The sequence below is a fragment of the Exiguobacterium sp. s6 genome (assembly GCF_018618155.1).
Classification (GTDB): domain Bacteria; phylum Bacillota; class Bacilli; order Exiguobacteriales; family Exiguobacteriaceae; genus Exiguobacterium; species Exiguobacterium mexicanum_A.
This window is the reverse complement of sequence record NZ_JACSLN010000001.1, coordinates 2,078,698-2,093,519: the sequence shown is the minus strand read 5'-3', so window position 1 is coordinate 2,093,519 and position 14,822 is coordinate 2,078,698. Positions and strand designations below refer to the sequence as shown.

Annotated in this window: 17 protein-coding genes; 13 read left to right on the top strand and 4 right to left on the bottom strand. The window is 53.3% G+C overall.

Annotated elements, in window-relative coordinates; translation table 11 throughout:
- Nucleotides 1-10: 10 nt before the first annotated feature.
- Complete coding sequence (locus KNP75_RS10770) at nt 11-367, bottom strand: hypothetical protein (protein ID WP_235420126.1); 357 nt, start codon at nt 365-367, stop codon at nt 11-13.
- 174 nt (nt 368-541) lie between these two features.
- Here KNP75_RS10770 and KNP75_RS10765 point away from each other — a divergent pair, with 174 nt between their 5' ends.
- Entirely contained in the window at nt 542-871 is a 330-nt protein-coding gene (locus KNP75_RS10765) for a hypothetical protein (RefSeq protein WP_232938993.1), read from the top strand.
- Between the two features lie 50 nt (nt 872-921).
- Here KNP75_RS10765 and KNP75_RS10760 read toward each other — a convergent pair whose 3' ends face one another.
- Nucleotides 922-1,350, bottom strand: coding sequence for an HIT family protein (locus tag KNP75_RS10760; protein WP_034776521.1), 429 nt, complete (start codon nt 1,348-1,350; stop codon nt 922-924).
- 131 nt (nt 1,351-1,481) lie between these two features.
- On the opposite strand from KNP75_RS10760, the gene KNP75_RS10755 reads away from it, so the two are divergent.
- Nucleotides 1,482-2,531: a hypothetical protein gene (locus tag KNP75_RS10755; RefSeq protein ID WP_215190359.1), complete on the top strand. Its 1,050-nt coding sequence runs from the start codon at nt 1,482-1,484 to the stop codon at nt 2,529-2,531.
- Nucleotides 2,532-2,577: 46 nt separating this feature from the next.
- Here the strand turns inward: KNP75_RS10755 and KNP75_RS10750 are convergent, their stop codons facing one another.
- The gene (locus KNP75_RS10750; RefSeq protein ID WP_034776523.1) at nt 2,578-2,832 is read right to left on the bottom strand and encodes a GlsB/YeaQ/YmgE family stress response membrane protein; all 255 of its coding nucleotides are present in this window, start codon (nt 2,830-2,832) and stop codon (nt 2,578-2,580) included.
- Nucleotides 2,833-2,999: 167 nt separating this feature from the next.
- Here KNP75_RS10750 and KNP75_RS10745 point away from each other — a divergent pair, with 167 nt between their 5' ends.
- Together KNP75_RS10745 and KNP75_RS10740 are read left to right on the top strand one after the other, a co-directional pair.
- Nucleotides 3,000-3,737, top strand: coding sequence for an ABC transporter ATP-binding protein (locus tag KNP75_RS10745; RefSeq protein WP_215190358.1), 738 nt, complete (start codon nt 3,000-3,002; stop codon nt 3,735-3,737).
- Nucleotides 3,734-4,864: an ABC transporter permease gene (locus KNP75_RS10740; RefSeq protein ID WP_215190357.1), complete on the top strand. Its 1,131-nt coding sequence runs from the start codon at nt 3,734-3,736 to the stop codon at nt 4,862-4,864. Before KNP75_RS10745 ends, KNP75_RS10740 begins: the two co-directional genes overlap by 4 nt.
- Nucleotides 4,865-4,903: 39 nt before the next feature.
- Here KNP75_RS10740 and KNP75_RS10735 read toward each other — a convergent pair whose 3' ends face one another.
- Nucleotides 4,904-6,202 carry an ammonium transporter gene (locus KNP75_RS10735; RefSeq protein WP_215190356.1) on the bottom strand — a complete coding sequence of 433 codons (1,299 nt, stop codon included), beginning with the start codon at nt 6,200-6,202 and terminating at the stop codon, nt 4,904-4,906.
- Between the two features lie 128 nt (nt 6,203-6,330).
- On the opposite strand from KNP75_RS10735, the gene KNP75_RS10730 reads away from it, so the two are divergent.
- From KNP75_RS10730 to KNP75_RS10690, 9 genes are all read left to right on the top strand, one after another.
- Entirely contained in the window at nt 6,331-6,636 is a 306-nt protein-coding gene (locus KNP75_RS10730; RefSeq protein WP_215190355.1) for a MerR family transcriptional regulator, read from the top strand.
- 116 nt (nt 6,637-6,752) lie between these two features.
- Entirely contained in the window at nt 6,753-7,802 is a 1,050-nt protein-coding gene (hemE, locus tag KNP75_RS10725; protein WP_215190354.1) for a uroporphyrinogen decarboxylase, read from the top strand.
- A complete protein-coding gene (gene hemH / locus KNP75_RS10720; protein ID WP_215190353.1) occupies nt 7,799-8,728 on the top strand; it encodes a ferrochelatase in 930 nt (309 codons plus the stop codon). The genes hemE and hemH overlap by 4 nt, the downstream gene beginning before the upstream one ends.
- A complete protein-coding gene (gene hemG, locus KNP75_RS10715; RefSeq protein ID WP_215190352.1) occupies nt 8,721-10,106 on the top strand; it encodes a protoporphyrinogen oxidase in 1,386 nt (461 codons plus the stop codon). Before hemH ends, hemG begins: the two co-directional genes overlap by 8 nt.
- An 89-nt stretch (nt 10,107-10,195) precedes the next feature.
- Nucleotides 10,196-11,083 (top strand): Cof-type HAD-IIB family hydrolase, encoded by an 888-nt coding sequence (locus KNP75_RS10710; protein WP_232939005.1) that lies wholly within the window; start codon nt 10,196-10,198, stop codon nt 11,081-11,083.
- Between the two features lie 68 nt (nt 11,084-11,151).
- Nucleotides 11,152-12,141, top strand: coding sequence for a lipoate--protein ligase (lplA, locus tag KNP75_RS10705; protein WP_215190351.1), 990 nt, complete (start codon nt 11,152-11,154; stop codon nt 12,139-12,141).
- A gap of 157 nt (nt 12,142-12,298) precedes the next feature.
- Nucleotides 12,299-12,772 carry a PTS sugar transporter subunit IIA gene (locus tag KNP75_RS10700; protein WP_034776548.1) on the top strand — a complete coding sequence of 158 codons (474 nt, stop codon included), beginning with the start codon at nt 12,299-12,301 and terminating at the stop codon, nt 12,770-12,772.
- 103 nt (nt 12,773-12,875) lie between these two features.
- Nucleotides 12,876-14,423 carry a long-chain-fatty-acid--CoA ligase gene (locus KNP75_RS10695; protein ID WP_138859873.1) on the top strand — a complete coding sequence of 516 codons (1,548 nt, stop codon included), beginning with the start codon at nt 12,876-12,878 and terminating at the stop codon, nt 14,421-14,423.
- 95 nt (nt 14,424-14,518) lie between these two features.
- Nucleotides 14,519-14,821 carry a metal-sensitive transcriptional regulator gene (locus tag KNP75_RS10690; RefSeq protein WP_034776552.1) on the top strand — a complete coding sequence of 101 codons (303 nt, stop codon included), beginning with the start codon at nt 14,519-14,521 and terminating at the stop codon, nt 14,819-14,821.
- Nucleotide 14,822 lies beyond the last annotated feature (1 nt).

Sequence of the window (14,822 nt, the reverse complement as noted above, 5' to 3'; positions counted from 1 at the left end):
AACAGACCGGTCAGTTGGTCTTTTCCGCTTTCGCTTCGGTCATGTCTGACTGTACGTTCGAAAGCTCGTCTAGGTTTCCTTGGATCCGCTCGATTGAAGGCTGAATGTCTTGTTGATAACGTTCGACTTCGGCTTTCACTTGATCCGTCAATTCTTTCCCTTGCAATTTACCGGCCGCGGCCACTTGCGACGCGTCCTTGGCAACTTTTTGGAATTGTTCTTTCAACGTAGTGATTGTGGACGCCCGGTGTTGATTGGCCGCGGCGTCATTTGCCGTTCCACGGGCGATTTTCTTCACGGTCGCAACCCCTAAAAACGCTACGACGAAGCCAAATGCAACCCACTCTCGACGATTGTGACTCGACAATACATTCCCCTCCTCAAGCACACTGATGCTACAATACATTCTTTTCATATTATTTTACCAAAAAAGAGTGATTAAAAACCTATATCTTAAATAAAATTTTTCAGAACATTCAATTTTGACCGAAAAATCATTTTATTTTAAACTATGGGTAAAGGAAGGTGACCTCCAGTGAACATGCAAAAGCGTTGGGTTGATGACATGCTAGACCTGTATAACGCGGCCAAGCGACTGGGAGATGACCCTTGGGCACAGACAATAATGGAAGCACTAGAGGCGGGATATGAAGCGTCGGAACAGAATGAACAGACGCGTAAACAAACTTTGCTTGAAAAGCGACTCGTTGAAATAGACGCCCGTCTAAATTTGTTAAGAAAAGAATTCGAACAAGCGGAATCTGTCAAATCGCGGCAACAGTTGTACGAGCAAGCGATTAAATTACAAGTCGAACGGGCCCAAATCGAGGAAGAGCGGAAACGTCATCTCGATTCGATCAATTCGTCATAAGGGCACATAAGACAATGGACCGGTCGCTCCAGGAGCGGCGGTCCATTTTTTCATAGCTTCGCTTTGATGCCGGCAGCGATGGCTTGCATGTCTTCAGTGGAGTAATCGTCTTGGTGCGTCTCCCATTTTGCGTCAAATCCATCTGTCTCGCCATAGCGTGGCAACAGATGCATATGGAAATGGTAAACCGTTTGTCCGGCGATTGCTTCGGCGTTCGATAGGATGTTCATGCCGATCGCACCCGTCTCGCGCTGGATGGCGTTTGCGATAGAAGGCACGGCTTGGAAGACGTCCCGGGCGACATCGGCTGGCAGTTCATAAATGTTTCGGGCGTGATGTTTTGGGATGACGAGCGTATGGCCTTTCGTGACCTGCGAGATATCGAGGAACGCGACGACGGCATCGTCCTCGTATACCTTATAAGAAGGAATCTCGTTCTGGACGATTTTACAAAAAATACAGTTGGCTTCAGTGTGCATGTGGGTTCCTCCATTCGTAAATGACTATTCCACTTCATCATAACATGGAAATTCAGGCGGAAGAATGATTGTCCGGGAGGATGAATCGTCTTAGACTAGAAACAACAGCAATCAAGAGAGGAAGTAAACGGATGGCGTATGTACGATCGAAAAAAACGGTACGGCGGAGGCGAATCTATTATGTCCTCCTTGCGACAATCGTGCTTGGGCTGATTGCCGGGGCCGTCTATCGCTGGGGATATCAACCGGCGGCAGCCAATGACAAGATTCATGTCCTGTTCAAAGAGGCGCTGTTGAACGAGGACGTCAGCTTCTTCCAGGAGAACGTCGAGTATGAATCAGAACCGCTGACACGAGCCGAGGCGCTCCGCTTCATGGGCTGGTTGAATGAAGAGAAGACGATTCGGGGCGAGGCCATCTCGGAAGTAGCGCAGGACCGCGCCGACCGGGAGCAAGGTATGGAGACGGATGGGTTGTTCCGGCTCGTCGATACGGGGGCAGGACGGTTTGGTTTCTCGGACTATCGGATTGAATTGTTGCCGAAGACGCTCGTTGTGACATCGGACGTACCGTTGACGAACGTGTGGGTGGACGGTGCACAAGTCGGTCGAATTGATGAGGGGGGCGGTGAGGTGGAGCTCGAGCGTATGCCGGGTCGTTATGACGTGAAAGCCGTCGCTGTCATCGATGGGTCGACGGTGACCGAGACTGAGGTCGTGACGCTGACAGAAGACGATGACTTGGCGTTTGCCTTGTTGCCGGAACAAGCTGAGACCGTCGCCGGGCAGTTCGATCTTGATCGGGCCGAGTTGATTGAAATCGAAGTCGAAGCTCAGACAGGTCACTCGATTGAGACGATCGAAGGGCTGATGAACAAACGTGAACAAACCGTCCTCGACGAGATTGGTGAACCGATGGAGCGAGGGGACGTTTGGCGCTATGAGGGGATGGAGTTACGGTTTGTTGACGGGCGCGTCGAACGCATCGACATCGATTTACAGAAGCGGCCGGATGACCTCATTGCGCTTTTAGGTGAACCGAACGAGCGAGTCGAAACGGACCTCGGTGTCGAATGGCGCTACGACCGGACGCTGCTCGAGTCGATTTTCACGTTTTTGCGCTTGGAGAGCGAGAAACGATTCATCGAGCGGGATGAGGCCCTCTATCTCATCCTCACATGACAAAAAACGGGACCCTCGGCGAGGGTCCCGTTTTTCTAGCACTGGATTAGCGCTTTTTGTTCATTGACTTCATAACGAACGATACGATCAAGATCAAGATAATCGCACCGAGAAGTGCTGGGATAATCGCGATGCCGCCAACTGCAGGACCGAAGTCTCCGAAGATGAGGCCACCGAGCCAAGCACCGATGATACCGGCAATGATGTTCCCGATGACGCCACCTGGTACATCCTTACCTAAAATAAGACCTGCTAACCAACCGATAATACCCCCGACGATTAAAGTGATAATCCAACCCATAAAAACATTCTCCTTTCTGTTTTGTCCATTGTTCTTCCTAACAATTTTATGGAACAATGGAAGTAATGAATAAGTTTTAAAATGCCTTACAGTTCAGATTATTCCCATGTGACAGCTTTTAAAACATATATCACAAAAAAAAGTTGAAAATGAGGGGTGGAGTTTTCATGTTGCACGTCGACCAGTTGAACGGCGGTTATATAGGTAAACAAGTGTTACACGATGTTTCGTTTGAAGTGAAAAAAGGTGAGCTCGTCGGGCTCATAGGGCTAAACGGCGCCGGGAAATCGACGACAATCAAACATATTTTAGGATTGCTTGATCCGATTTCGGGATCGGTCGAAGTCGATAGTGAGACACTCGCTTCTTCGGAAAATAACTATCGCAAGAAAATAAGTTATATACCCGAGACCCCTATTTTATACGACACGTTGACGTTGCGTGAACATTTGACGTTAATCGGGAAAGCGTATGACATCGATGCGGCCGACCTGAAAATCCGGACCGAAAGATTGGCCCGAGATATGCGGATGGAGAAGCAGTTGGACTGGTTTCCGTCCGTTTTTTCAAAAGGAATGCGTCAAAAAGCGATGATCCTCTGTGCACTCGTGACAAAGACGCCGCTCCTCATCGTCGATGAACCGTTCGTCGGGCTCGACCCGCTCGCGATTCGCCAACTGCTGCGATTGTTTGATGAGTATAAGGAAGATTGCGCCATCTTGATGTCGACCCACATCTTGGAGACGGCGGAACGTCACTGCGACCGCTTCGTTTTCTTGCACCAGGGGTCGGTCATCGCGACCGGTACGGCGGCGCAGTTGCGCGAGACATATGGTCTTCGTCCGGATGCCACGCTCGATGACATTTATGTTGAGGCGATTGAGGCCGAGGAGCGGAAGCAATGAACGTGTTCAAACAACGATTTGGCGTCTGGGTGGAGGACGTCGTGAAATACAGCCGGTACGTGGCGAACGGCGGTTTGTTGTTCACACTTTATTTCACGCTCATTTACGGAGCGTTCGTTTACAACCAGTTCTTGACGGACTTGGACCCGGCATTCCCGAGTGAATGGATTGTGGCGCTCCTCTGGTTGCTTCTGCCGCTCGGGCATCGCCCCCGCACATTGATTCAAGAAGCGGACCAAGTCTTCTTATTGCCGCGACTCGGTGAGATGCAAACGTTCATGAACGGCGTTCGACTATTCAACGTCGTCTTCGCTGCCGTCCGTGCCGTCCTCATCATGCTCGTCGTGTTGCCGTTGCTCGTCCGGACGCAAGCGCTCACCTCGGTCGAAGTCGGGGCCATCATCGCGACGAGTGTCCTGATCTCGGTGGCGGGACGGCTCGCCAAGTTGGAGGGGGTCAAATATGTCGTCTTGCCGAGCGCGCTCGCGAGCGGCTTTCTCATCCTGTTTGGTGTGCCGATGTTGACACCGGTGCCGGCGCTCGTCCCATTCATCTTGCTCCACGTGCGACGAAATCGACGCATCCCGCTGTTCGATTGGCTCTTGCTTGAAGAGAAGAGCAAAGCCCAGTTCAACCGGGTCGTCAGTTGGTTCGTCGATGTCCCGGCGATGCGGGAAGATGTGCGGGAACGATCGCTCATCGTGAACCTGCTCGAGCGCTCGGTCTTGAAACGGGCCGATGCGGCACGGTACGTCTATGGCCTCCGGGTCATGCGCTCGAACGATTCGCTCGATCTCGTGTTGCGTCTTTCCGCCGTCGCGCTCGTCGTCATGTGGCTCTCGGGCGGGTGGTACGTCGGGTTGGTCGTCCCGCTTTTCGTCGGGTTGACTGCCTTGCAACTCGTCCCGTTGTTTAAACGACTCGACACGGTGTCGATGGCGTCGTGGTTGCCGATCACTCGTGCCGAGCGGCTCGTCGCCTATAAATGGTGGGCGACACGGCTGTTGTTCGCGCAAATGCTCGCCCTTGGCGCGGCTTCGCTCATGTTCGGGGCGACGTGGGACGCGCTCGTCGGTCTCGCGCTCGCATATATGGTCGTCCGGTACTATTTGAGCCGACTGACATGAAACAGGGACACCCGCTTTGGGTGTCCCTGACTGTTGTCGTTATTTCTTCGGTGACATGACCGATACACTCGACCCGAGAATTTTCGGGAGGCGTGCTGGTGTCTCTGCTTCTGGCTCGACTTCGCCATATGCCGATACACCGTGTTCAGCGATATCGAGACCGATATCTTCTTGTTCTTCCGTGACACGAAGACCGATCGTGACGTCGAGCAATTTCAAGAACACGTAGCTACCGCCACCAGCGATGACCATTGCGATCAAGACGCCGAGTGCTTGAACACCGAGTTGACCCAAGCCGCCGCCGTAGAAGAGGCCGGCCGAACCGATGCCCGTGATTTCGACCAAACGAGGCGAGGCGAAGAATCCGAGTGCGAGCGTCCCGATGATTCCGGCGACCCCGTGTACCGAGAAAGCACAGAGCGGGTCATCGACATATTTTGCCATGAGGATGCTCGTGCCGTATGTGGCGATCGAAGCGACGGCACCGATGACGACGGCGGCCCATGGTTCGACGAAGGCACAGGCAGCAGTGATCGCGACGAGCGCCCCGAGCACACCGTTGACGATTGTCGGGATGTCCGCTGTCTTCTTATGCATCATGACGATGGCGAGGGCGCCGAGGGCACCGGCAGCCGTGGCGAGCATCGTCGTAAGAGCGACGTAACCGAAGAATCCATCTGCGACCGACATCGTCGATCCGGCATTGAATCCGAACCAGCAGAGCCAGAGCACGAGTCCACCGACGACCGTCAAGACGTGGTTGTGACCGGCGAGTGATTCGGTTTTAAGACGTGGTTTCAAGATGATGGTGGCCATGAGGGCGGCCATTCCGCCTTGAAGGTGGACGACGGCCGAACCGGCGAAGTCTTGCATTCCCATCGATCCGAGGAGTCCACCGGCCCATACGGAGCGGGCGACGATTGGATAGAGGATGGCGACGAAGAAAATACCGAACAAGACGTACGCGGAAAGTTTGGCCCGCTCTGCGAAACCGCCCCAGGCGATGGCGAGTGCGACAGCGACGAACGACAACTGGAACAAGAATTTGATGTCGATCGAGACGTTGGCCCAATCAAGGCTTGTGAACGATCCGTTCATGAAGAACCCTTCCGTCCCGAACCAGCGGGTCCCGTCCCCGAAGGAGAAGCCGAAGCCGACGGCCCAAAAGGCGAGTGCCGCCACAGAGAGGCTGATGATTTGTTTGACTGCGACGTGTCCAGCGTTTTTAGCCCGGAGCGTCCCCGTCTCGAGCAAGCCAAAACCAAGTTGCATCGTTAAGACGAGCAGTGCAGCGATGAGTACGAACAGCGTGTCCATATAATATAAGATGTCTTCCATGTTGCGATTCCTCCTTTTTGCGATTGATGATTCAAAAGTTGTTTTCAGTGTAAGACGAAAAATTCGACTTGGATTGCAATTTGTCAGATTATCTGACATAGTTTTTTTATGAAGGAGGAGGACGAGCGATGGACTATAAGTCGAAGAAAGTAATCGGGATGGGCGTCATCACTGAGCTGACAGGACTTTCGGAGCGACAAATCCGTTATTATGAAGCGAAAGGACTCGTCTTTCCGGATCGGACAAAAGGTGGGTCACGTAAATATTCCTTCCATGACGTCGAGCGATTGGTCGATGTAGCGTCGAAACTTGAGGATGGCTGGCGAATTCAAGACATCAAAGAGCGAGAGAAGCGTCTGTCGTCGAAACAGCGTGACGATTTGATCCGAGGTCAGCTCAATTCAGCCTTCCGCACGTATCCGACAAAGAAATGACACAAAGAAAACACAATGAAAATGCTTCACATTAGCATTATTCTAATTAATTTCTGTATAATGTTTTTGAGTTCACATACCTATAGAAGAAGAGTGTAGGAGAATTATAGAGGGGAATGACGCGACGTATGAACGATACTATTTTGAAGGCGTTTCGAGGAGAGGCGACAGACTATGTGCCCGTCTGGTACATGCGCCAAGCCGGACGCTACCAACCAGAATATCGTGAGATCAAAAAAACGAGGACGCTATTCGAGATCACGCATGATGCCGAGCTGTGTGCCTACGTGACAGAACTCCCGGTGAAACAACTTGGAGTCGACGCGGCCATTCTGTATAAAGACATCATGACGCCACTCCCGTCGATGGGCGTCGATGTAGAAATCAAGAGCGGCATCGGTCCGGTCATTGATAACCCATACCGGACGATGGAAGATGTGGAGCGTTTGAAACCGCTCAATCCGGAAGACATCTCGTACGTGTTCGAGACGATCCGTTTGCTTCGGGAACGTTTGGAAGTCCCGCTCATCGGATTCTCAGGCGCACCGTTCACGCTCGCGAGCTACATGATTGAAGGTGGTCCTTCGAAGAGCTACCACCGAACGAAAGCACTCATGTACGCCGAGCCGGACGTGTGGAACGCGCTCATGGAGAAACTGGGCGACATGGTCATCACATATGCGACGGCACAAGCAGAAGCCGGGATCCAGGCGTTCCAGTTGTTCGACTCATGGGTCGGGACGCTCAGCCGTAAGGATTATGTCCGTTATATCAAACCGACGACAGAACGAATCTTCACCGAGTTGCGCAAGCTCGACATCCCGCTCATCATGCACGGTGTCGGAGCGAGCCATCTCGTCGAAGAGTGGCAAGACCAGCCGCTCGACGTCGTCGGACTCGACTGGCGCCTATCGATTCAAGAGGCGCGCGACCGCGGCATCACGAAAGCGGTCCAAGGTAACCTTGACCCGTCATTCTTGCTGGCCCCGTGGCCGATCATCGAAGCGAAAGTGAAAGAAATCCTCGACGAGGGGATGAAACAACCTGGATACGTCTTCAACTTGGGACATGGGGTGTTCCCGGAAGTCGATCCGTCCGTTCTCGTCAAATTGACAGCATTTATCCATGACTACTCACGTGAAAAAATGGGAGGCAAATCATTATGAAAACCGTCGGATTACTCGTAATGGCTTATGGGACACCATACAAACCTGAAGATATCGAGCGTTACTACACACACATCCGCTATGGCCGTAAACCATCACCGGAAGCACTCCAAGACTTGACGGAGCGCTATGAGGCCATCGGTGGCGTGTCACCGCTCGCGAAAATCACGATCGACCAAGCGGAGACGCTCCGTGACATCTTGAACGAGCGCCACGTAGGTGAGATCGAGTTCAAGCTCTACATCGGGCTCAAGCACATCGAACCGTTCGTTGAAGATGCGGTCGCGCAAATGGCGAACGACGGCATCAAAGAAGCGGTGTCGGTCGTATTGGCCCCGCATTACTCGTCATACAGCGTCAAGTCGTACAACGGCCGGGCGCATGAAGAAGCTGCGAAGTTCGGCATCGAGATTCGTTCGGTTGAATCATGGTACGATGAGCCGAAATTCATCAACTGGTGGGCGGAAGCCATCAAAGCGACGTTCGCGAACTTGCCGGTACCAGCTGAGAAAGCTTGCTTGATTGTCTCGGCGCACAGTCTCCCAGAGAAAATTTTGGCAGGTGGCGACCCGTATCCGGATCAATTGAAGGAGACGGCGGACAAAATCGCCCAAGCGGCGGGTGTACCGAACTATGAGGTCGGTTGGCAGTCGGAAGGCAACACGCCTGACCCATGGATCGGACCGGACGTCCAAGATTTGACGGCTGAACTTTATGAAAAGCATGGCTATGAGGCGTTCGTTTACACGCCGGTCGGATTCGTTGCGGATCACCTCGAGGTGCTCTTCGATAACGACGTGGAATGTAAAGTCGTCTGTGACCGCCTCGGCGTTCACTACGCGCGCCCTAACATGCCAAACGCGGAGCGGAGCTTCATTGAAGCCATCGCCGATCGCATGGAAAGCGTGATTGTACATCATGCGTAATGTAACGATTGTCGGTGGTGGGATCACAGGTCTCACCGCCGCTTTTTATGCCGAGCGTTATTTGCCGGAAGACGTCACCATCAAGCTCGTCGAAGCGAGCGGCCGTTTAGGTGGAAAAATCGATACGTTCGAGACCGGGGAATTTGCGGTCGAACGAGGGCCGGATTCGTATGTGTTCCGGAAAACGGCGATGACCGACTTGATTCATGAGGTCGGGCTCGGCGATGAGATCGTCCGGAACGGCGTCGGCCAAGCGTACGTGCTCCATCATGACGGATTACATCCGATTCCGAAGCAGACGGTCATGGGCATTCCGCTCGACGTCGATGCGTTCAAGGATACGACACTCTTGTCCGAGGAAGAACACGCCACGCTTCGGAAGATGCTGTTGTCGCCCCCGGACGTCGAAGCGCCGAAGACGGACGTCTCGCTCGGACTTTATTTACGCGAGCGCGTCGGGGACCCGATCGTCGACCGGTTGATCGAACCGCTTCTCTCCGGGATTTATGCGGGAGACATCGATAAGATGAGCGCGTTGTCGACGTTCCCACAATTTATCGAAGGCGAGAAGAAATACGGCAACTTGTATGAAGGGATGCGTCACCTTCGTCCGGAGCAGCGGGTCGCTGAAGTCGGGGCGAAGAAAGTCGGACAGTTCGCCTCGCTCAAACGAGGGTTAAAATCGCTCACCGACCGTCTTGCCGAACGGCTAGAGCGCACTGAAATCGTCTTGAACTGTTCGGTCGAGCAAGTTGAGGAGATTGAGGGCGGCTATCGACTATTGACGAACCGTGGCGATATCGAGTCCGATCATCTCATCTTGACGGTCCCGCCTCGGCTCATTCGTCAGTTCTTGCCGAAAGTCGACAGCGATTTTCTCGCAGACATGAAGCCGCACGCGACGGCGACGTGCTCGCTCGTGTTTAAACAAGACGATATCGAGCTGCCGTTCGTCGGGACAGGTTTCGTCACGAGCCAAGAGGCGGACGTGACGATCACGGCGTGCACGTTCATCGACCAAAAATGGCCGCACGCCGTGCCGGAAGGGTATCACGTCCTGCGCGTCTTTCTCGGACGGCCGGGCGCCGACGACATCGTCGATGCGTCCGATGAGGAGATTGTCACAACGGCGTTGCGTGACCTCGGCGGGTTGATGACAATCAAGGCCGCTCCGCTCGAGACGGTCGTCAGCCGGCTCCGGGACGGGCTGCCGCCATACGCCGTCTTCCATTCCGACCGGGTCCGTGCACTCCGGGCTGAGATGGGCCGCGTCTATCCGGGTATCCTGCTCGCGGGCATCGCCTATGACGGGATTGGCATGCCGGACTGCATCAAGAGCGTCCATGAACAGATCAAAGCGCTCGCGGAAGAACGTTAAAGATTCATGAAGGGAGGTGTCGGATTATTCCGATGGCCTCTCTTTTTGTTATAGTTATAAGCGAAACAGAAAAAGAGGAGTGGATGTTGATGACAACGTATAAATTGTTCGTATCTGATATGGACGGCACGATCTTGCACAACCACACGAAAATCGCGCCCGAGACGGCAGAAATCGTTCGCGCGGCAGAAGAACAAGGGATTCGCTTTGCGATTGCGACGGGACGCAATTACTTCAACGCGAAAGAAATCCTCGATGAGGTCGGCCTCACGTGCCCGATCGTCTCTTCAAACGGCGGACGAGTGTTGACAGAAACGGGTGACGTGCTACATGAAATCGATTTGACGACGGAAGAAGCGCTCGAGGTCGTATCGGTGTTGCATCAAGACCATAAATATTCGGACGTCTTCTATGAAATGTATTCGGAGGCGGGACTCGTCGCGAGCCGACTCGACTTGATCGATGCGACGATGGAAAACTTGAAACAGAACGGGGACGAGCGGTCGCTCGAGATGTATGAGTTCTTCCGCAAACGTTATTATGTCAACGAAGATGTCCGTCTCGTCGAGGATATCGAAGACTTCATTAAGAACGAGGCCGGACGCGTCTATAAATTCATCGCTTTCTCGAGCCACTTTGAGAAAATGTCATCGCTGTGGACGGAAATCGATGAGCGCGTCGAAGGTGTTTACGTTACGTCTTCAGGCAACGATAACATCGAGGTCATGGCGAACGGGGCCGACAAAGGACACGGCATCAAAAAACTGGCCGAGCATTTCGGTGTCGATTTGTCAGAGGTCGTCGTCATCGGCGACAACTTGAACGACATTCCGATGTTTGAGGTCGCCGGCAAAGCCATCGCGATGGGCAATAGTCACGAAGACTTGATCGCCATCAGCCATCACGTCACCGAGCGTCACGACGAATATGGTGTCGCGAACGCATTGAAACGCGTCATGACAGGGGAATGGAAGTAAACGAGTTGTAGCGCCGGGCCGACGTCTCGTATAATACAACTAACGAACATCCTTAGGAGGAACTTACTGTGAAATTTATTTTCAACCCGGACATCCGGGACCCAAAACTCAACTTGGCGGTCGAGGAGTACATCCTCAAACATTTGAACGTCGAGCATGAGGATTATTTCTTGTTCTATATTAACGGCCCGTCGATCATCATCGGTAAGAACCAAAACACGTCAGAAGAAGTCAACTTGAAGTATATCGAAGAGAACGGGATCGACGTCGTCCGTCGTCTCTCGGGCGGCGGGGCCGTCTATCACGACGAAGGGAACTTGAACTTCAGCTTCATCACAAAAGATGACGGCAACTCGTTCAATAACTATAAGAAGTTCACGCAACCGATTGTGGATGCCTTGAAACAGCTCGGCGTCGAGGCGGAATTGACGGGACGTAACGATATCCAAGTCGGCGAACGCAAGATCAGCGGTAACGCCCAGTTCACGACGCGCGGCCGCATGTTCAGCCACGGGACGCTCATGTTCAACTCGAACATCGAGGAAGTCGTCAACTCGCTCAACGTCTCAGAAGAGAAGATGCGCTCGAAAGGAATCAAGTCGGTCCGGAGCCGTGTCGCCAATATCACCGAGTTTTTAGAAGAAGAGATGGCGATGGAGCGCTTTGTCGAGGCACTCCTTCACTCAATCTATGACGGGCAAGAACCCGAGCGTTACGTGCTTCGTGATGAGGACTGGGAGATCGTTCAGGACATCTCGAAAGAACGCTACGCGAACTGGGATTGGAACTTTGGGAAATCGCCGAAGTTTGATGTCGAGTCGAAACGTCGTTTCCCGATCGGCACGATTGATGTCCGCTTGAACGTCAACAAAGGGACGATCACGGAAGCAAAAATCTACGGCGACTTCTTCGGCGTCGGTGATATCCATGATGTCGAACAAGTGCTCGTCGGGACGCGCTTCGAACGCGGCGCGATTCGGGAACAATTGTCACAGCTTGACGTCAAACATTACTTTGGCAACGTCGAGCTCGAAGAACTCGTCGATCTCATTAGCTGAAGCGGGTTTGAGGGAAGAAGGGGCTCTGAACAGGGTCCCTTCTTTTTGGCGTTTTCGTGACATCTTGTGTGGACCGTTGCGCGTCGTTTCGACGAGGCGTATCATAATCAATGCAAGCGCTTTCGTAAATTGGGTTCAACCAATAGGAGGAAACAATATGTACCGATTTATCACAGAGTGGATGGACGCGAATTGGATGTGGGTGACGGAGCAACCGACGTTTGACCTCGCTGTCCGCGCGATCGGTCTTGAGTTAGAAGGAAGAGGGATTGTCGATGAGTCATTCGCGCGCGTCGTCATCGAACAAGAGCGGACGATCCCGTCGGGCGTGACAGATGTCGCCGTACCGGTCGCTGTCGTCGATGTACCGCTCCACGTCTCGAAACAAGATGGAATCACGTTGTTACATCTTAATCACCCGTTTGCGATGCAGACGATTGCTGCTGAAACCATTCGGGCCGAGGCGATCTTTTTCATCACGGCAACAACCGAAGCGAAGAAGTCGGCGCTCCACAAATTGATGGACGATTTGCTCATGGATGACGAGACACTGCAGGCGCTCGTCCACGTACAGAGCCGGACCGGTTTGTATCATTTGAAGACGATGGACTTGAAAGCGTTTTCTTATTGAGCCGTTTCATGTACAATGAAGATAACTGAAAAAGAGCGCGGATGCCGTGCTCTTTTTTACGGCTCAAAAGTGAATAGTCATTCATTTTCAAAGGGGGATTACCATGGCAAACTTAGTCACGGCACTACAGGGCGTTGTGGCCGCGCATCCGAATAAGGCGGCCTACGTGTTTGGGGAAGACACGGTCAGCTACGGACAGTTTTTCGGTCAAATCGAGGCGATGGCGGCGACACTTGAGCAAAAAGGGATTGGACAAGGCGACCACGTCGCACTCGTCCTCGGCAATAGCCCGGCATTCTTGATTTCCTATTTTGCGGTGCTCGCACGAGGTGGGGTCGTCATTCCGATCAACCCTACATACACGCCAGATGAGATGGCCTATATTTTAGTCGATGGGGACGTGAAGGCGATCGTCGCCTTGTCACCGCTCGTCGCGCAAGCAGAGGCCGCGCTCGCGAAGTTACCGCAACTCCGCCTCGTCATCTCGGTCCCGTACGCGGACGTACCGGCGTTGAAACGGGACGGGGACATCGAGTTCTTGCCGTTCGAGGAGGCGTTCGCGACGACGAAAGGGGAACTCGTCACGGTCGATGAGGAAGACGTCGCCGTCATCCTCTATACGAGCGGGACGACCGGGAAACCGAAGGGAGCGTTGTTGACGCATCTCAACTTGTTCTCGAACGCCCATTCGATCGGCGAATATTTGGAGATCACGCCGGAAGATAAAGCGCTCGCGGCGCTGCCGATGTTCCACGTCTTCTGTTTGACGGTCATCGTCAACGCCCCGCTCCTTCGCGGGGCGACGATTGTCATCTTGCCGAAATTCTCGCCGCAAGACGTGTTCGACCTCATCCCGAGACACCGCGTCAGCATTTTCGCCGGGGTGCCGACGATGTACAACTTCTTGTTACAGACGGCGATGAAAGTCCCGGCCTACGCCTCGGCACTCAAGCATGTCCGCGTCTTCGTCTCCGGTGGGGCGAGCCTGCCGGTGCAACTGCTCGAATCGTTCGAGCAGAAGTTCGAATGTAAGATCCTTGAAGGGTATGGCCTCTCGGAAGCGTCACCGGTCACCTGCTTCAACCCGCTCCATGGGGAGCGGAAGGCAGGTTCGATTGGTCCGTCGATCGTCCACGTCGAGAACAAAGTCGTCGACGAGCTCGGTGAAGAAGTCGGGATCGACGAGGTCGGTGAACTGATCGTCCGTGGGCCGAACGTGATGAAAGGGTATTACAAGCTCCCAGAAGAGACATCGATGACACTTCGGGATGGATGGCTCTACACCGGCGACTTGGCGAAGCGGGACAAGGACGGATACTTCTATATCGTCGATCGGAAGAAAGATATGGTCATCGTCGGGGGATATAACGTCTATCCGCGCGAAGTCGAAGAAGTGTTGTATCAGCATCCTGGGATCGTCGAGGCGGCCGTCATCGGGGTGCCAGACGCAGAACAAGGGGAAGCGGTCAAAGCGTTCATCGTCACTCGTGACGAGCATGTGACGCTCGACGAGATTCGGTCGTTCGCGGCGACGAAACTGGCGAAGTATAAACAGCCGACACAGATTGAAATCATTGATGAACTGCCTCGGAACACGACCGGAAAAATTTTACGGACCGTCTTGAAGAGCGAGGCGTTCCAACGCAATTGATTAGGGCAAGAGCGACAAATCAGTCGCTCTTTTTTTTGATTAAATGATTTGACACCATTACGGGGTAGGGGTATATTGAAGGTGAGGTGATAACCATGGAAGAATTCATGCATGACGAACCGATCGTTCCGCGCGAAGACGCGGAGCGTGAAGCGCTCAGCAAACGGCTGCGCCGGATTGAAGGACAAGTACGAGGGATTCAAAAGATGGTCGAGAGCGACCGTTATTGTGTCGATATTTTGACTCAGACGTCAGCCATTCAAGCTGCGCTCAAACAAGTTGAGATGCAACTGCTCGAACGCCACATGCGCAAATGTCTAGTCCATGCCAGCGAAACGGAAGACATGGACCCATACATTGACGAATTGATGACAATCGTCAGTCGCATCAAAAAGTAAG

What these genes read in the sequence shown, in the direction of transcription:
- KNP75_RS10755 (WP_215190359.1), top strand. Translation starts at nt 1,482, where the DNA reads ATGGCGTATGTACGATCGAAAAAAACGGTACGGCGGAGGCGAATCTAT.
- KNP75_RS10735 (WP_215190356.1), bottom strand. Translation starts at nt 6,202, where the DNA reads ATGGAAGACATCTTATATTATATGGACACGCTGTTCGTACTCATCGCT.
- KNP75_RS10710 (WP_232939005.1), top strand. Translation starts at nt 10,196, where the DNA reads ATGACAACGTATAAATTGTTCGTATCTGATATGGACGGCACGATCTTG.
- KNP75_RS10695 (WP_138859873.1), top strand. Translation starts at nt 12,876, where the DNA reads ATGGCAAACTTAGTCACGGCACTACAGGGCGTTGTGGCCGCGCATCCG.
- KNP75_RS10700 (WP_034776548.1), top strand. Translation starts at nt 12,299, where the DNA reads ATGTACCGATTTATCACAGAGTGGATGGACGCGAATTGGATGTGGGTG.
- KNP75_RS10745 (WP_215190358.1), top strand. Translation starts at nt 3,000, where the DNA reads ATGTTGCACGTCGACCAGTTGAACGGCGGTTATATAGGTAAACAAGTG.
- KNP75_RS10765 (WP_232938993.1), top strand. Translation starts at nt 542, where the DNA reads ATGCAAAAGCGTTGGGTTGATGACATGCTAGACCTGTATAACGCGGCC.
- KNP75_RS10760 (WP_034776521.1), bottom strand. Translation starts at nt 1,350, where the DNA reads ATGCACACTGAAGCCAACTGTATTTTTTGTAAAATCGTCCAGAACGAG.
- KNP75_RS10730 (WP_215190355.1), top strand. Translation starts at nt 6,331, where the DNA reads ATGGACTATAAGTCGAAGAAAGTAATCGGGATGGGCGTCATCACTGAG.
- hemG (WP_215190352.1), top strand. Translation starts at nt 8,721, where the DNA reads ATGCGTAATGTAACGATTGTCGGTGGTGGGATCACAGGTCTCACCGCC.
- hemE (WP_215190354.1), top strand. Translation starts at nt 6,753, where the DNA reads ATGACGCGACGTATGAACGATACTATTTTGAAGGCGTTTCGAGGAGAG.
- KNP75_RS10690 (WP_034776552.1), top strand. Translation starts at nt 14,519, where the DNA reads ATGGAAGAATTCATGCATGACGAACCGATCGTTCCGCGCGAAGACGCG.
- KNP75_RS10740 (WP_215190357.1), top strand. Translation starts at nt 3,734, where the DNA reads ATGAACGTGTTCAAACAACGATTTGGCGTCTGGGTGGAGGACGTCGTG.
- hemH (WP_215190353.1), top strand. Translation starts at nt 7,799, where the DNA reads ATGAAAACCGTCGGATTACTCGTAATGGCTTATGGGACACCATACAAA.
- KNP75_RS10750 (WP_034776523.1), bottom strand. Translation starts at nt 2,832, where the DNA reads ATGGGTTGGATTATCACTTTAATCGTCGGGGGTATTATCGGTTGGTTA.